The organism is Methylophaga sp. (assembly GCF_965655755.1).
Classification (GTDB): Bacteria; Pseudomonadota; Gammaproteobacteria; order Nitrosococcales; family Methylophagaceae; genus Methylophaga.
In genome coordinates this window covers 1-16,646 of record NZ_CBFHHW010000011.1, presented here as the reverse complement: position 1 = coordinate 16,646, position 16,646 = coordinate 1, and the positions used below count along the sequence as shown (strand labels likewise).

Sequence of the window (16,646 nt, the reverse complement as noted above, 5' to 3'; positions counted from 1 at the left end):
AATGTCAGAATGTATTATTTGAGAGGTCTTTCTGCGGAAAAGGATGTGGTGGCTATGCCTAGATTCGAACTAGGGACCCCATCATTATGAGTGATGTGCTCTAACCAACTGAGCTACATAGCCATCTATTGAAGCGCGCCATAATACGATAACGCTGACTTAATATCAAGACTTAAAGCCCTTTTTATAGCCAGTCACTGAACTGGATACCGAAACCGATACTGTTACTATGGGCATTGTAGTCAATCAGGCTTTCACCGTAACCATTAAACCACTGAACATAACCTCGCATGTTATCAGTTAAGGGGAAACTCCAACCGAGCTGAATAGCCCCATAATTCTCACCAAAATCGAGATTATTTCTCACCATCACATCGAGATTGTGGTCGCCCGCTTTGTACAAAGCGCTGAGTTCAAAGTTACCCATATATTCATCAATATCGGGGTTATCATCGTTATCATAAGACTCAGCAACGCGTAACCACGGTTTAAAAGAGTAATACCAGTTACCGTGCTCAAGAACAAAGTCTGCATAAACCCGATTCCAGCTTCGGGAAAGCTGACCAGACTGGCCATTAGATTGATGCGAAAAGCCGGTTCGGATTAATGAATTTTTGATACCGAAAAACTCAAAATCATTTTTAAAGGCTAACCAGGCTTCCGGTTCATGATTGGAATCGCGAAAAGGAGCCGATCCTTCTTTGTTAAATTGCTGCCAGAAAGAACGGTTTGTGTAGGCGACAAACAGGTCCGCACGACCATTAAAAAGCCCATAGGCAATAGGAGACTTGAGGCTGACCTGAAATTTTGTTTCCCACGGCTGAAAACGAAAATCCTCATTAGGATCATCTTGCTCAAACGGCGTCTGATTGGGCGAAGACATATTATTGCTGAGAATGATGTAATTGGGCTTATGAGGCAGCAAGACAAAGGGATTACGTGCTTCTTTCTTCTCTAGGAACTGACGTCGTGAAAGGGCGGATTTATCTTTTGTTCTGACCTCGCCTGTTTCAGACATTTCAATGTCAAAGGATTCTGTTGCGTAACCGCTACTGAGCGTCTCTTTGTCAGTAGCGGCTTGTTCTTGCGTCCCCAGGCAATAATCGCGAATAGCTCCAACGGTCACAGTGTCATCTGCCGTCGACATTTGAGTCAACATACATTCATTCAGACTTTCCTGAGACTGAACTGCAAAAGGCCACCAAAACGCTGTCAGAAGCAGCGTAGGTATCATGCTTTTCATAATATAGTCCTAAAAGGATGACTCGCTTGGGCTGTTCAGTTATACCAGAATGTTAAACGTTGAAACGGAAATGCATCACATCACCATCTTTGATGATGTACTCCTTGCCTTCCAGACGCCATTTACCAGCATCTTTAGCACCCTGTTCACCATTAAACTGAACATAATCGTCATAACTGACAACTTCAGCACGGATAAAGCCTTTCTGGAAATCCGTGTGAATAACACCAGCACCTTCAGGTGCTGTCGCACCCAACTTAACGGTCCAGGCACGCACTTCTTTCACACCTGCAGTAAAGTAGGTATGCAATCCCAACAGTTGATAGCCACTGCGAATGACACGATTGAGACCCGGCTCTTCCTGACCAAGTTCCGCCAGAAAATCAGCTTTTTCATCTTCTTCCAGATCAGCGATTTCAGATTCAATCGAGGCACAAATCGATACCACAATCGCATTTTCCCGTTCAGCCAGCTGCTGAACCGCTTCCAGCGCAGGATTATTCTCGAATCCATCTTCTGAGACGTTTGCGATGTACATCGTCGGTTTGATTGTCAGCAAGTGTAGGTCATACACCAAGGCGGCTTGATCTTTATCCAAATCCATTGCTCTGACCGGCTGTCCGCTATCTAAATGCTCCCGCATTTTATTGAGTAATTCAAGGCGCGCTTTAGCCGTTTTATCACCACTTTTGGCGTCACGACTGGTTTTGGTAAGCGCTTTCTCGACACTTTCTAAATCAGCCAGAGCAAGTTCTGTGTTAATCACTTCGATATCATCAAGCGGAGACACTTTACCGGCAACATGGACGACATTTTCATCTTCAAAACAACGTACCACGTGGGCAATAGCATCCGTTTCACGAATGTTCGCCAGGAATTTGTTGCCCAATCCCTCGCCTTTTGATGCACCCTCAACCAAGCCGGCGATATCGACAAATTCCATCGTAGTAGGCAGTACCCGTTCCGGGCTAACTATCGCTGCCAGCTTATCCATGCGTGGATCCGGCACCGGCACGATGCCAACATTGGGTTCAATCGTGCAAAACGGGTAGTTTTGGGCATCAATACCCGCCTCAGTCAACGCGTTAAACAAGGTGGATTTACCCACATTCGGCAAACCAACAATACCGCACTTGAATCCCATGAAAATATCCTATTGTGAGTGGAGCCAGTTCATTGCTTTGTCGAGTTTATCTGACAAAACTTCCGGCAATATCTGTAATACGTTATCGATGGCAGTTTCGATTTGCTGACGATCGCTAGGTGACGGTTTACTGAGCACATAATCCGATACCAATTTGCTATGACCCGGATGGCCTATACCTAATCGACAACGCAAAAAATTCTTTCCCCCAGCCTGGGCAATGATATCTCGGAGGCCATTATGGCCACCATGACCGCCTTCGCGCTTAAGCCGGACAACACCGGGCTCAAGATCGAGCTCATCATGCACAACAAAAACATTTTGCAGGGGAATTTTATAAAAGTTCGCCAATGCCGCCACAGACTGTCCGCTGCGGTTCATAAAGGTCAATGGCTTTAGAAGATAGACTTTATGCTCGTCTAAAGAGCACTGAACCAACTGGCCATGGAATCGGTTCTGAACAGTAAAGTTCCCCCCTAACTCCCGAGCCAGCTGGTCCAGTAGCCAGAACCCGACATTATGCCGGGTTCTTTCATATTGTGAGCCTGGGTTGCCCAGTCCAGCGATGATCCAGCTAGCCATTCAACACCCCAAACTCGACTGAATTACTCTTCAGTTGCTTCGTCGTCACCTTCTGCTGCTGTATCTTCAGCAGAATCAACGTCTTCATCTTCGTCTTCCTCGACTTCCTGTACGCGTGGCATATGAATGCTCGCAACAGCTTGGTCGTAAGTAGAACGCTCACCTTCTTCCAGATCTTCATCTTGATGATGTGTCAACGCTGTCAGGCTCACACCTTTAGGCAGAGCAAGCTCTGTCAGGTGAAGACTGCCGTCCATTTCCAGACCAGAAATATCTGCTTCGATATATTCAGGCAGATCTTTTGGCAAACATGCAATTTCAACTTCAGTAATCATGTGTGAAACCTGACCACCGTCCTTCACACCTGGTGCAATTTCTTCGCCCAGGAAGTGAACTGGTACAGTCATTGTCATTTCATGTTTAGCATCAATACGCAGAAAGTCAGCATGAATAATTTTATTATCGTTTGCAGGATGACGTTGCAGATCTTTCAATACAACCTGATCTTTCTTACCAGCGATATCCAGAGTCAGGATGTGTGCATAAAATGCTTCTTCATCCAGATGACGCAGAAACTGGTTGTGATTAATAGAAATTGATACAGGCTCTTTACCTGCACCATAAACAACAGCTGGGATTTGACCCGCATGACGAAGGCGGCGGCTCGCACCTTTCCCCTCATCAGTACGCGCTTCAGCTTGTACTTCAAATAAATTTTCCATTTTTTTCTCCAAAACATGAACTTTCGTTCATAAAAAATACCGCCTAAAAGGCGGCTAGAGCGCCTCCCCGCGACCAGGTTCGGCACGTAAAAGCCAGTTAAACCGGCTAATCCATATACAAGGAGCTTACTGACTCCTCGTTACTAATTCGGTACATCGCTTCGGCCAGCATTTCAGCAATGCTGAGCACGCGAATTTTGTCACACGCCTCGGCGTGGGGTTGAAGCGGAATAGTATCGGTCACCACCACTTCATCTAATTGTGAGCTGGAAATATTATCAATCGCCGGTCCCGATAAAACCGGATGTGTTGAATACGCTACCACTTTGTTGGCGCCATGCTCTTTCAACGCATCAGCTGCAGCGCACAAGGTACCCGCTGTATCAACCATGTCATCAATCAGAACACAGGTTCGTCCACTCACGTCACCGATAATATTCATGACTTTGGCTTCATTGGCCCGAGGACGGCGCTTATCAATGATCGCCAGTTCCACATCCAAATGTTTTGCTAAAGCACGCGCACGAACCACACCACCCACATCTGGCGAAACAACAACCAGGTCTTGGTATTTATGCTTCCAGATATCACCCAGTAACACGGGTGATGCGTAGACGTTATCCACAGGACAATCAAAAAAGCCCTGAATCTGGTCGGCGTGCAAATCAACGGTCAAAACACGATCGGCACCTACGCCATTCAGCATATTGGCCACAACCTTTGCCGTGATTGCAACACGGGCTGAGCGAGGACGGCGATCCTGACGTGAATAACCAAAGTATGGTACCACTAGCGTAATACGTTTGGCAGACGCGCGACGAATCGCGTCGGTCATCACCATCAACTCCATCAGGTTATCGTTAGTAGGCATGCAAGTCGGTTGAACGATAAAGACGTCTTTCCCACGTACGTTATCGAGAATCTCAACCATTACTTCGCCATCGCTGAATTGTTCAACGGTCGCTTTGCCGATGGTAATATTGAGAAAGTTAACAATATTTTGAGCCAGCCTGCGATTGGCATTGCCGGTAAATACCATCATGCGGCTGTCGGCTGATCTTTGCTGTAACTGGAGGAGTCGATTTTGTGTCACGGTAGAGGCGCCGAGTTTTCTATAAAAAAAAGAAAAGAGTGGCTGGGGTACCAGGATTCGAACCTGGGAATGACGGGATCAAAACCCGTTGCCTTACCACTTGGCGATACCCCAACTATAAAAACTCATTCTAACATCATGCAGTCACATCTGGCTCATTAAAAATCAAAGCTTTTGCGGCGAGTGGTGACCTATTGATACCTTTGGCCACAAAACCATGCCAGTTGGTAGGGAGGTCATTCACTACTTGTTGTGCCTGTCGCTGATCATCAAACTCAGCAAAAACACAGGCACCTGTTCCAGTCATTCTCGGCGTGGCGTAATGTGCCAACCAATTTAATGCCTTCGCAACTGCAGGGTAATGCTTTTTCACTACATCTTCGCAGACGTTTCTGCCTTCCCCCGAAAGGAAGCGCGATATTGTGATGGGTTCACAGTCCCGTGTCAATTCCGGAGATGAAAATATTTCAGCGGTTGAGACATGACAATCAGGCTTGATTACGGCAAACCAAGGTTCTTCGGGAGTTATCGGTGTAAACCGCTCTCCCACCCCTTCTGCCCAGGCCGCTTTCCCGGCCACAAAAACAGGCACATCTGCGCCTAATTGCAAGCCTAGATGCGCTAATTCCGGCGTCTCTAAGCCACATTGCCAAAGCGCATTCAAGGCGACTAAAGTCGTCGCAGCGTTGGAGCTTCCGCCACCTAATCCTCCGCCCATGGGCAACCGTTTCGTCACCGCGATGATGGCACCTTGATTAGTCCCCGTGTGTTTCTGCAATAAATTCGCAGCGCGCAGAATAAGGTTGTCATCATCATTGACGCCTGACATGGAGTCACGCAACCTCAACTCGGATGAGGGGGTAATTTCGAATTCGAGGCTATCACCATAATCCAGGAACTGAAAAGCGGTCTGCAATTCGTGGTAGCCATTTTCCCGGCGCCCCGTGATATGCAAAAACAAATTCAGTTTGGCTGGCGCGGGCCAGCTGGTCACTTCGGTCGACTCCAGTCAGACACAACCAATCTGACACTAAGATCGGGATGTTTGATGAAGACTTTAGAGGGCATAGAGTAAGTTTCAAATGGCATATAACGCAGAAATTCAATCGTCCAGCCGCCCTGTTCCAGCAATGTAAGACGGCCCTTCTCATCTAACTGCTTATGATCAACCTCGACTTTGGAGTATGGCACTCCACGCACCCAGTCACGCAGGGCGCTGACCGGTAACAACCAGCCTATTGTTTCCACCAGTAATTGCTCAGGTGTGGCAGCGGTCATCGTCTCGCCATCATCCAATGTCAAAGTGACTTCATGCTTGTCACCCTTCAATTCGACACCACCCTGAGAAAATGGGCCGTACAATTTAATGTAAAAGTCTTGGTCTTGCTCTTCCCATCTTATACCGGCATTCCAGCCTTCATTGCCCTGCGTGATCGCCGTGCGACCTTTAAAAGCCCAGTTATTCAACTGTTCCTGTTGCGTAAGTCGTTGCTGCCACAATGCATCCGGACTCTCTGTGGTCTTTTGTTGCCAGACCGGAGCACACCCTGAAACCAGAACAAGCAAACCTAATAACAGCAGTTTCTTCATATGCCATACCTGTTCATCGTTTCGCGTAGTAAACGATTGTCAGCATCTTTTTGTAAACCCTGTTGCCAGATTTTCTTTGCTTCGACTTTTTTGCCTTTTTCCCAGAGGACTTCACCCAGGTGAGCAATAAACTCAACATCCGGTTGCACTTCCAGCGCTTCACGCAGATATTTTTCAGCTTTATCCAACTCGCCCAGGCGGTAATACACCCACCCCAGGCTGTCGAGATAAAAAGGATCTCCTGGTTTCAGCTCTAAAGCGCGCTGGATCATGACCAGTGCTTCCTGGTGACGGTCTGTACGATCCGTCAATGTGTAACCCAGTGCGTTGAGAGCCTGCGCATTATCTGGATCTTTTTCAATAATCCAACGCAGATCCGATTCCAGGACTTCCAGCTTATTGATGGATTCGGCAATCATCGCTCTACTGTATCGTAGCTCCTGGCTTTGTGGATATTGCTTCATAGCATCAGTCAACAGATCAAATGCCGCCTGACTTTGATCCGCTTCTCGAAGCAAGCTAGCTTCAAACAGGAAATACTGTAACGCCTGTTCTGGTAAATCCTGTCTCATTGCGGCCAGATGTTGACGAGCCTTATCGAGCTCACCACGCGCTCGAGCAGGATATTGATGTAATTATTCTGTGCATTATCAAAACGATTGCTCTGAACCGGCACGGATGCAAACCAAACCAGCGCTGCATCAAGATTACCGCTCATTTGCTCTGACAGCCCCATAAAATAAGCCGCTTGCTGAGTCGGATCACCCTGCTTGAGTAATTGACTGAAGTAGGATTTTGCTTCTTGACCGTTTTGTTCTTCCAGTGCTATCAAGCCAAGCGCAAACAAAACATCACGATTGGTCGGTGACTCAGCATGTAATGTTTCAAATACGTCGCGCGCTTTGTCTGTGTCGCCGCTATCACCGAGTAATTTTCCGTAAGTAAAGCGCAGCTCATTCGAGGCATCTTTATGCTTGGCGGCTTTTGCAATAATCGCCAACCCCTCATCAGGACGCCCCATGCGTTGCAGAATGTCCGCTTTCAGGATCAGATAGTCCTGATTACGAGGTTCAGCGTCTAACAAGGGTGATAACTCAGCGAGCGCCTTGTCATATTGTTTATAGAATGCGGCTAAGCGTGCGTAAGCAAACTGTGCTTCAGGCGCATTCTGCTGATACAAATCCAGCTGTTCTATCGTACCCAGCGCCTGTTCAGCTGATGCCACATCGGTCAGATTATCAGACACTCTGGCCAAGTATTGCTCGGCTTTTTCCGGCTCCAAAGCCAGTGCTTTATTGGTGACCTTTACAACACCATCAAAGTCCTCCTCCAGCATCAGAAAAGGAGCCTGCATAATGTATACATCGGCTTCGTCAGGTTCCACCTGCACCCAGCGATCCAAAGCTCTTCCGATACGTGATTTGTCACGTGAGACACTGGCAACCTGAGCGCTACGACTGGCCAGCTTGGGTGAATCAACCATTTCTGCTGCACGGTGGTAGAGATCAACTGCCGCACCAATCTCACCACGCTGTCCCGCCACTTCAGCGGTTAAAATGTAATAAATCAGTTCGGGGGTGAGTGGAATGCTGGGCTCAGTTTTTTTATCGGGTTCAGTCTGGACTTCGGCTACTTCCTCAGCCATTTCAGTCTTGGCTGGCTGTTCGGGTGAAGAAGTCTGCTGCGCGGGGGAAGAAGCGCATGCCAGAAGAAATAGCGGCATGCCAACTAAACCAACGCGTTTCAGGAGCTCACCGGTATTTTTCCAGAATGATTGCATTGAATCCATATTAAAACGACCTGAACGTTTGATTTTGATAGAATGGTGTATTGAATTTATCAAACACCAGACGACTGAAATTACGGCTGTAAAGTTTACCAGCATTTAAATACGACATTATCTCAATATGCACCTTGTCACCTACGGCATCAACCATAACACGGCTCCCGTGCACATCCGCGAGCTGTTTGCTTTTGATGCCACTGTACTTCCGGCAGCATTATCTGCCCTACAACAGCAAGAATCTGTGCTTGAGGTCGTGATTTTATCGACTTGCAACCGCACAGAGATATACTGCTGTCTCGACGATGATTCTGACAACGAGATATTGTCTTGGTTGCATCAATTCCACCAGCAACAAGACGGTGCTATCACACCTTATCTTTATCACTATCATTCTGATGATGCGATTCGTCATCTATTAAGGGTGGCATGCGGGCTCGACTCAATGGTATTGGGCGAGCCGCAAATTCTAGGGCAACTCAAAGATGCCTACAGTCAATCACTCAATGCCGATACGCTCGGCAAATCTCTCGGTCGATTGTTCCAGCATGCCTTTGCCGTTGCGAAACAGGTACGAACTGATACCGCTATCGGCAACAGTCCTGTTTCCGTTGCCTTCGCCGCTGTGAGTCTGGCCAAACAAATTTTCAGTAATCTGTCCGACTCAACCGCTTTATTAGTCGGTGCTGGCGATACCATCGAATTAGCAGCCAGACACTTATTCGACAATGGTATCAAGCGTCTGATCATTGCTAATCGCACCGTCGAAAAAGCGCATAATCTTGCAACTCAGGTCGATGGTTACGCCATCAGCCTGAGTGAATTACCGGTCCACCTTGCCGAAGCTGATATTGTCATTAGCTCTACAGCCAGTCAGCTTCCTATTTTGGGCAAAGGAGCCGTTGAACGCGCATTAAGACAACGAAAACGTAAACCCATCTTCATGGTCGATATCGCTGTACCAAGGGATATCGAAGCTGAGGTGGGTCAGTTAGAAGATATTTATCTTTACTGTGTGGATGATTTAAAAGAGATTATCGAAGAAAATTTGCAGTCGCGACGTGATGCCGCATTACAGGCTGAAGAAATCATTGAGTCACAGGTTGAACATTTTGTCGCCTGGCTTCGAACTCAAGATGCTGTCCCAATAATTCGAGCCATACGTGACAGTGCAGAAGGGATGAGTAAAGACGCACTTCAAAAAGCACTTAGACAAATTGAGCAAGGTATTGCTCCGGAGCAGGCCATGGCAGAACTGGCCCGAAGTCTGACCAACAAATTGCTACATGAACCTAGTCGGCAACTGCGTCAGTCGGGATTTGATGAAGATGGCCAATTGCTGGAATCAGCCCGCCGTCTGTTTAATATCAAGGATCAAAAGTGAAAGAATCGATCAAACTTAAACTGGAGTCACTCGTTGACCGTCACGAGGAAATCGCGGGGCTGCTAGCTGATCCGGAAACCATGGCCGATCAGAATAAATTCCGCACCTTATCGCAGGAATATGCGCAGTTAGAGCCCGTTGTCAACAATTTCACAGCTTATCTCAACACATTAACAGCCATTAAGGATTCCAGACTGATGCTGGAAGAAGACGATGCTGAAATGCAAGAGATGGCACGAGAAGAACTCCATCAGGCTGAAGAAAAACAAGAAGCCCTGGAACTCGACCTTCAAAAATTGTTATTGCCGAAAGATCCGAATGACCAACGTAATATTTTCCTGGAAATTCGTGCTGGAACCGGTGGTGATGAAGCGGCCATTTTTTCAGGTGATCTTTTCAGAATGTACAGCAAATATGCCGAAGTAAGACGCTGGAAAGTAGAAGTCATCAATGCCCAGGAAGGCGAACATGGTGGCTACAAAGAAATAATCTGTCGGATTGCTGGTGAAGGCGCCTACTCGCGGCTTAAATTTGAATCCGGGGCCCACCGGGTACAGCGTGTGCCAGAAACCGAGTCTCAAGGGCGAATCCATACCTCAGCATGTACCGTCGCGATTTTGCCCGAAGTAGATGAGATAGATGCCGTCGATATCAATCCAGCTGATATTCGGGTAGATACTTTCCGGGCATCCGGTGCCGGTGGTCAGCACGTGAACAAAACTGACTCCGCTATTCGTATCACTCACATACCCACAGGCATTGTGGTTGAGTGTCAGGAAGAACGATCACAACATAAGAACCGAGCTAAAGCTATGTCAGTGCTGCAATCACGGATTATGGCTGAGCAAGTACACAAGCAGGAAACCGAACAGGCTGAAACCCGTAAGTCCCTTGTCGGTAGTGGTGATCGCAGTGAACGGATACGTACTTATAACTACCCACAAGGTCGTATATCCGATCACCGTATCAATCTGACATTATATAAGTTGAGTGAGATTGTTGAGGGTGATCTGGATCAGGTGATCGAGCCACTGATTAATGAATACCAAGCCGATCAGTTAGCCTTACTTTCGGGAGAAAACTAAACTCCCTGCTGATATTCGGTTTCATACCCGACAGATAAAACGCTTAACGACAATAGTTGTCATCTCCTCATACAGTGGAATTTATCGCCTCAACGGGGAGGGTTCGAGAACGAATATTTTAACTATTCTCTGTCTAATTGTTTTGTTAGCCAGTTCTGATGTCACTTTCTCTGATACACAACTACCAGTAAGAGAGAACATTGAACTGCAGACCTCCTCTTCCAGGTCTGATTTAACAGCAATATTTTATGACGATGACACCATTATTCCTCCTTCGTTGGAGGGGCTTGAACCGGTTTTTAACTGGACTGCAATCTCCATTTTCAAACCATGCACAGTCCCACTCCAAAGTTATCGCTATGTCGAGATAAGAGCCCCACCGCATTCATCATACATTCCTGCGTAACCTCTCAAATCGCTGACTTGCCGAAATCGCAAGTCATATCATTTAGCGAATAGCTTTCAGGAGCTTATGATGAAAAAAATTCTTTTAACACCATTAGATAATGTCGAACACCTGGTTCAACCTGAAGATTTTAACGAAATCACCACCGCTTCACCTGCATTGACCATTTTTACAGACTTTAAACAACATCTACCTTTAGTCATTGATGCTGATACACCTGCAATGCAAGCAGATTACCTAATGAAAAAAGCACATGTTCGGCTCAAACTCGTTGTTGATAAAGATAGGGAGTTAATTGGTACCATTAGCCTGCAAGAGCTTAATGAGCAATATATTCAGATACTGCAGAATCAAGGTGTGGATCGTGCGGATATCAGTGTTCGTGATCTGATGATTCCCCGCTCTCAGCAAAAGGTCGTTCATTATCAGCAACTCGTTGACGCCACCATTGATGACGTGCTCGATGCATTACAGAAAAATGGCACATTACATTGTCTGGTTGTTGATACCGAACAACATCAAATACGTGGCATTATTTCCGCATCAGACATTGCAAGACGATTACATATACCGGTGGAGATCGCCACGCCAACCACGTTTGTTGACATCTTCAAAGCGGTGAATGGCATGGACCTTCCTTTCAGTCCCTCAGAGCAGTTTCATGCCATGAATAAGTAAATCAGTGGAAAAGGACAAGGCTTGATTAAAACCATAATCAGGCCTTGTCCATAATATTATTCAATCCAATCCCGTGGCGGCAGAAAGTCTGTGTATAAACGGGCTTCTGCCGAACCCGGCTCAGGTTGCCAGTTGTATCGCCATTGCACCAGGGGTGGCAACGACATCAAAATAGACTCGGTACGTCCACCTGACTGCAGACCAAATAAGGTACCGCGGTCATAGACCAAATTAAATTCAACATATCGGCCACGACGATAGAGTTGGAAATCACGCTCTTGTTCGCCATAGGCTTCATGCATGCGTTTTCTGACAATCGGGGCATACGCTTTCATGTAGCTGTCTCCGACTGATTGCATAAAGGCAAAACAGCGTTCAAAGCCCCACTCATTCAAATCATCAAAGAATAAGCCCCCCACACCCCGACACTCATCACGGTGTTTAAGGTAAAAATACTCATCGCACCATTGTTTGAAACGAGGGTAGACATCGTCCCCAAATGGCGCGCACGCTGCTTTTGCCTCTGAGTGCCAATGCCTGACATCCTCCTCATTACCATAGTAAGGTGTGAGATCGTAACCACCTCCAAACCACCAGATAGGTGCTTCACCCTCTTTTTCGGCAATGAAAAAACGCACATTGGCATGTGACGTGGGCACATAGGGGTTTTTCGGATGAATAACAAGAGACACGCCCATCGCCCTGAAGCTGCGTCCTGCAAGTTCCGGGCGACTGGCCGTTGCTGAAGGCGGCATATTATCGCCACTGACCTCAGAGAAATTGACACCACCCTGTTCAAACACACCACCGTTATTTAATACGCGAGTGCGACCGCCACCACCAGCCTCTCGCTGCCAGGCATCAAGTTCAAACTTAGCTTCACCATCTATTTTTTCAAGTGCATGACAAATAGTGTCTTGCAGCGTAAGTAGGTATTCACGAACTGCGGTAATATCCGGTTGACTCACCTTATAATATCTCCACTTATTCCATCCCGGATCTGACTGGGTTTATCAGCACCTCCCAAAGCACCCGGTAAAACATAATCAATGCCGGGCAACTGCCATCGCACCTGATGTACATTTTTGGCTGGTTTAAGCCCGGTGATATTGGCGCTGGTAGAGACAATTGCGCCGCCGAATGCGTCACAAAGTGCTCTTGCTTGAGAATGCGCCGTAACCCTCACAGCTATGCTGTTATGCATGCCTGTCAGATAAACTGGCACTTCAGCCCGGGCCGGTAATAACCATGTCACCGGGCCCGGCCAGGATTGCTGCAACTGTTTCAACAATGCTGATGAAACCGGCTCTATGAATGCTTGCAACTGATTAAAGTCGGACGCAATAAGAATAAGACCTTTGGTCCAGGGCCTTTGTTTTATCTCCAGCAAGTCAAGCACAGCTTCCTGATCCCAGGGGTCGCAACCGACACCGAAAACAGCCTCAGTGGGATAAGCAATGGTACCGCCCATGTTCAGTGTTCTAACGGCTTCTCGTATCCGCCAGCTTGTCGTTGTCATTATGTCCTCGCAGCTAAAGGTAAGGTTTTAAAGAACAACTGATCGCTGTTTAAGCCTGGCTCGTTTCCTGTTCCCGAGCAACTGCACGATAGGCAATATCAGTCCGGTAATAAGCGTCTTTCCAGCTTATTTTTTCTAAAGACTGGTATGCGTTAGCTTGTGCTTCAGCCACTGTTTCTCCCAGAGCTGTCACACATAAAACGCGACCGCCAGCCGTTACGACATCACCTTCATTGAATGCGGTGCCGGCATGAAAGACTTTATTACCGTTTGATTCTGCATTCGCAACACCTGAAATAACATCGCCTTTCTCATAGGCACCGGGATAGCCTCCAGCCGCCATCACCACGCCTACTGCTGCGCGACGATCCCATTCCACTTGAGCGTCACCGAGCCGTTTATCTAATGCGGCTTCACACATTTCAACCAAATCTGACTTCAAGCGCATCACAATAGGCTGGGTTTCCGGATCACCAAAACGGCAATTATATTCAACTACTTTAGGTTGACCCGCATCATCAATCATCAGCCCCGCATAGAGGAAACCCGTATAGGGTCTGCCGTCAGCTGCCATACCTTTTACAGTAGGCTCAATCACCAGCTCCATAATGCGCTGATACACCGTTTCAGTCACAACCGGTGCCGGTGAATAAGCGCCCATACCTCCGGTATTCGGGCCTTTATCACCATTGTCGCGTGCTTTATGATCCTGAGATGTGGCCAATGGCAAAATATTTTCACCATCAACCATCACAATAAAGCTAGCTTCCTCGCCCACCATGAACTCTTCAATCACAACGCGATGACCGGCGTCGCCAAAGGCATTGCCAGATAACATATCCTCAACTGCTTCAATGGCCTGTTGTTCTGTTTCGGCGACAATAACGCCTTTACCCGCAGCTAAACCATCGGCTTTAACCACGATGGGTGCACCCTGCTGCTCAATGTAAGCTTTTGCAGGCTCGACTTCGGTAAATACCTGATAATCAGCAGTGGGAATTTTATGACGTGCCAGAAAGTCTTTAGTAAAACTTTTTGAAGCTTCCAACTCAGCCGCGGCTTTGCTCGGACCAAAGCAACGTAAACCTGCTGCTTCAAAGGCGTCAACAACGCCCATCACTAAAGGCACTTCCGGACCCACCACTGTTAACGCAATGTCGTTGTCTTTGGCAAAAGACACAAGACCATCAATATTTTCGACCTGAATATCAACATTGCTGATATTGGCTTCATTTGCTGTACCGGGATTACCGGGCGCCACAAAAACTTCTGTGCTTTTAGGTGATTGAGCCAGTTTCCAGGCAAGCGCGTGTTCGCGGCCACCACCACCAATGACAAGTACTTTCATAAATCTTCGCCGAGTATGCTGAAAAGCCGTTTATCATACCGTAGATGACCTGATTTCTAAACAAAATATGAGCCTGGGTAATAGCTTAAAACAGGCTTGGTTCAGTTAATTGCAATGACTCAGGGTTTTATTTATCTTTGGCTCTGGACTTGATAAAGGTAGCGTGAACATATGGAAGATCTCAAAACTTCGGAAGCTTGGCGCGTATTCCGCATTCAAGGTGAACTCATCGACGGCATTGAAACTCTGAACGATCTTGGTCCAGCTGTATCCGTTTTTGGTAGTGCTCGTCTCACTGCTGACTCACCCTATTATGCAGCAGCGAAGGAGGTTAGTGAGTCTCTTTCAAAAGCTGGCTTTTCTGTTATTACAGGCGGCGGCCCCGGCATTATGGGAGCAGCTAATGAAGGGGCATTCAAACAAGGCTCAAAATCTGTCGGGCTCAACATTGAGTTACCACATGAACAGGTAGCAAACCCTAATCAAGATATGCGTCTCAGTTTTCGCTACTTCTTTGTCCGCAAGCTCATGTTTGTTAAATACTCGATTGGTTACATCGTATTTCCAGGCGGCTTCGGCACGTTAGATGAGTTTTTCGAGGCGCTGACGTTGATTCAAACCCAGAAAATACGTCATTTCCCTGTCATTCTGTATGGCTCAGATTTTTGGCAAGGATTGATCGACTGGCTCAAAAGGGAGGTAACAGAGCTTGGATGTATTGAACCAACTGACATGTTCTTGTTTCGTATAGTGGATAGCACCGAGGAAATTCTTTCTGTGATTCAGGCGCATTCAGACAGCATTGCCAAACAGTCGCCTGATGAGCAACGTTCGAAGATTTGATCCAAATCAATTGATCCCACAATAGATAAAAAATTCAGGTACTTAATCGCTATAATTGCTCAAAATTTGAGCAAGGTACAATCATGACCACATCCGTAAACTTCAATGCCGATCTGATACAACGTTATAACAAAGCGGGGCCGCGTTACACTTCCTACCCGACCGCATTAGAATTCCATGAAGGTGTGACTGACGAGATACTTAGAGAGCATATCGCCCTGTCCAATCAGCGCGGTGGCCCTCTGTCTTTATACTTTCATCTACCTTTTTGTGACACCGTCTGTTATTACTGTGCCTGTAATAAAATTATCACCAAAAACCGTGCCCACGCCGAGCCTTACCTGCAGAATTTGCATCGGGAAATAGCGTTGCAAAGTGCCTTATTTGATAATGACCGCGTTGTTGAGCAATTGCATTGGGGTGGTGGCACGCCGACATTTATCAGTCACCAGCAAATGCGTGAATTGATGGCTGTTACCCGTCAGTATTTTAATTTAGCTGATGACGCGAATGGTGAGTTTTCGATAGAAGTGGACCCGCGTGAAGCTGATTCTGAGACAATCGCCGTCCTCCGCGAAATAGGCTTTAATCGACTGAGTCTTGGTCTACAAGACTTTAACCCAGAGGTGCAAAAAGCCGTCAACCGAATTCAGACAGAAGAAGAAACGTTTGGCGTCCTGGATGCAGCACGCCGGGAAGGCTTCCGCAGTATCAGTCTGGATTTGATATACGGCTTGCCGCATCAGACCGTGGCAGGGTTTGATGAGACCTTAGATAAGGTCATTGATGCCGCGCCAGAGCGTTTATCCGTATTTAATTACGCCCATCTTCCAGAGCGCTTCAAGGTACAGCGTCAAATCAAGCAAGAAGCTATACCGAGCGCTCAGGTCAAGTTGGCTATTCTGCAACACACTATCGAGAAGCTCACGGCTGCAGGTTATGTCTATATCGGCATGGATCATTTTGCTAAACCGGATGATGAGCTGACCATCGCACAACAGCAGCAAAAGCTCTATCGTAATTTTCAGGGCTACTCCACTCACGCTGAATGTGATTTGATTGGTTTCGGCATAACGTCAATCAGCAACATCGGTGACGGCTATTTTCAGAACGTCAAAACCTTATCGGAATATGACACGGCTATTGCCTCAGACACGTTGCCGGTATTTCAGGGGGTAGAACTGGATGACGATGACATAGTGCGGCGTGACATCATCAGCCAGCTT

At 47.1% G+C, this 16,646-nt stretch carries 17 protein-coding genes and 2 tRNA genes; 5 read left to right on the top strand and 14 right to left on the bottom strand.

Going from position 1 to position 16,646, the window contains the following annotated elements; all coding sequences use genetic code 11:
- Positions 1–46: 46 nt before the first annotated feature.
- The 11 genes from ACTF5U_RS05455 to ACTF5U_RS05405 all read right to left on the bottom strand — a co-directional run bounded on the left by ACTF5U_RS05455 (position 47) and on the right by ACTF5U_RS05405 (position 8,163).
- Positions 47–123, bottom strand: a tRNA-Met gene (locus tag ACTF5U_RS05455).
- A 61-nt stretch (positions 124–184) separates the two neighbouring features.
- Entirely contained in the window at positions 185–1,243 is a 1,059-nt protein-coding gene (locus ACTF5U_RS05450; RefSeq protein ID WP_438970629.1) for a phospholipase A, read from the bottom strand.
- A 52-nt stretch (positions 1,244–1,295) separates the two neighbouring features.
- Positions 1,296–2,387 carry a redox-regulated ATPase YchF gene (gene ychF / locus ACTF5U_RS05445; RefSeq protein WP_438970628.1) on the bottom strand — a complete coding sequence of 364 codons (1,092 nt, stop codon included), beginning with the start codon at positions 2,385–2,387 and terminating at the stop codon, positions 1,296–1,298.
- A gap of 9 nt (positions 2,388–2,396) precedes the next feature.
- Positions 2,397–2,969, bottom strand: coding sequence for an aminoacyl-tRNA hydrolase (pth, locus tag ACTF5U_RS05440; protein WP_438970627.1), 573 nt, complete (start codon positions 2,967–2,969; stop codon positions 2,397–2,399).
- Positions 2,970–2,992: 23 nt separating this feature from the next.
- Positions 2,993–3,691, bottom strand: coding sequence for a 50S ribosomal protein L25/general stress protein Ctc (locus tag ACTF5U_RS05435; protein WP_438970626.1), 699 nt, complete (start codon positions 3,689–3,691; stop codon positions 2,993–2,995).
- 106 nt (positions 3,692–3,797) lie between these two features.
- On the bottom strand, positions 3,798–4,733 hold the full coding sequence (locus ACTF5U_RS05430) for a ribose-phosphate diphosphokinase (RefSeq protein ID WP_438970625.1): 936 nt from the start codon (positions 4,731–4,733) through the stop codon (positions 3,798–3,800).
- Positions 4,734–4,823: 90 nt separating this feature from the next.
- Positions 4,824–4,898, bottom strand: a tRNA-Gln gene (locus ACTF5U_RS05425).
- Positions 4,899–4,920: 22 nt separating this feature from the next.
- Positions 4,921–5,778, bottom strand: coding sequence for a 4-(cytidine 5'-diphospho)-2-C-methyl-D-erythritol kinase (gene ispE / locus ACTF5U_RS05420; protein ID WP_438970624.1), 858 nt, complete (start codon positions 5,776–5,778; stop codon positions 4,921–4,923).
- On the bottom strand, positions 5,775–6,374 hold the full coding sequence (gene lolB, locus ACTF5U_RS05415; RefSeq protein WP_438970623.1) for a lipoprotein insertase outer membrane protein LolB: 600 nt from the start codon (positions 6,372–6,374) through the stop codon (positions 5,775–5,777). The genes ispE and lolB overlap by 4 nt, the downstream gene beginning before the upstream one ends.
- On the bottom strand, positions 6,371–6,946 hold the full coding sequence (locus ACTF5U_RS05410) for a tetratricopeptide repeat protein (RefSeq protein ID WP_438970622.1): 576 nt from the start codon (positions 6,944–6,946) through the stop codon (positions 6,371–6,373). The genes lolB and ACTF5U_RS05410 overlap by 4 nt, the downstream gene beginning before the upstream one ends.
- Positions 6,943–8,163 carry a tetratricopeptide repeat protein gene (locus tag ACTF5U_RS05405; protein ID WP_438970621.1) on the bottom strand — a complete coding sequence of 407 codons (1,221 nt, stop codon included), beginning with the start codon at positions 8,161–8,163 and terminating at the stop codon, positions 6,943–6,945. The genes ACTF5U_RS05410 and ACTF5U_RS05405 overlap by 4 nt, the downstream gene beginning before the upstream one ends.
- A gap of 118 nt (positions 8,164–8,281) precedes the next feature.
- Between ACTF5U_RS05405 and hemA the strand changes: the two genes are divergently transcribed.
- The 3 genes from hemA to ACTF5U_RS05390 all read left to right on the top strand — a co-directional run bounded on the left by hemA (position 8,282) and on the right by ACTF5U_RS05390 (position 11,710).
- Positions 8,282–9,541 (top strand): glutamyl-tRNA reductase, encoded by a 1,260-nt coding sequence (hemA, locus tag ACTF5U_RS05400; RefSeq protein WP_438970620.1) that lies wholly within the window; start codon positions 8,282–8,284, stop codon positions 9,539–9,541.
- Positions 9,538–10,626: a peptide chain release factor 1 gene (prfA, locus tag ACTF5U_RS05395; RefSeq protein WP_438970619.1), complete on the top strand. Its 1,089-nt coding sequence runs from the start codon at positions 9,538–9,540 to the stop codon at positions 10,624–10,626. Before hemA ends, prfA begins: the two co-directional genes overlap by 4 nt.
- A gap of 475 nt (positions 10,627–11,101) precedes the next feature.
- Complete coding sequence (locus ACTF5U_RS05390) at positions 11,102–11,710, top strand: CBS domain-containing protein (protein WP_438970618.1); 609 nt, start codon at positions 11,102–11,104, stop codon at positions 11,708–11,710.
- A 56-nt stretch (positions 11,711–11,766) separates the two neighbouring features.
- Here ACTF5U_RS05390 and hemF read toward each other — a convergent pair whose 3' ends face one another.
- The 3 genes from hemF to purD are packed head-to-tail and all read right to left on the bottom strand — an operon-like array spanning position 11,767 to position 14,577.
- Complete coding sequence (hemF, locus tag ACTF5U_RS05385; RefSeq protein WP_438970617.1) at positions 11,767–12,678, bottom strand: oxygen-dependent coproporphyrinogen oxidase; 912 nt, start codon at positions 12,676–12,678, stop codon at positions 11,767–11,769.
- Positions 12,675–13,229 (bottom strand): L-threonylcarbamoyladenylate synthase, encoded by a 555-nt coding sequence (locus tag ACTF5U_RS05380; protein ID WP_438970616.1) that lies wholly within the window; start codon positions 13,227–13,229, stop codon positions 12,675–12,677. Before ACTF5U_RS05380 ends, hemF begins: the two co-directional genes overlap by 4 nt.
- A 49-nt stretch (positions 13,230–13,278) precedes the next feature.
- On the bottom strand, positions 13,279–14,577 hold the full coding sequence (purD, locus tag ACTF5U_RS05375) for a phosphoribosylamine--glycine ligase (RefSeq protein ID WP_438970615.1): 1,299 nt from the start codon (positions 14,575–14,577) through the stop codon (positions 13,279–13,281).
- 171 nt (positions 14,578–14,748) lie between these two features.
- Here purD and ACTF5U_RS05370 point away from each other — a divergent pair, with 171 nt between their 5' ends.
- Entirely contained in the window at positions 14,749–15,420 is a 672-nt protein-coding gene (locus ACTF5U_RS05370) for a TIGR00730 family Rossman fold protein (protein WP_438970614.1), read from the top strand.
- Positions 15,421–15,503: 83 nt separating this feature from the next.
- A partial coding sequence (hemN, locus tag ACTF5U_RS05365) for an oxygen-independent coproporphyrinogen III oxidase (protein ID WP_438970613.1) occupies positions 15,504–16,646 on the top strand: 1,143 nt, incomplete at its 3' end.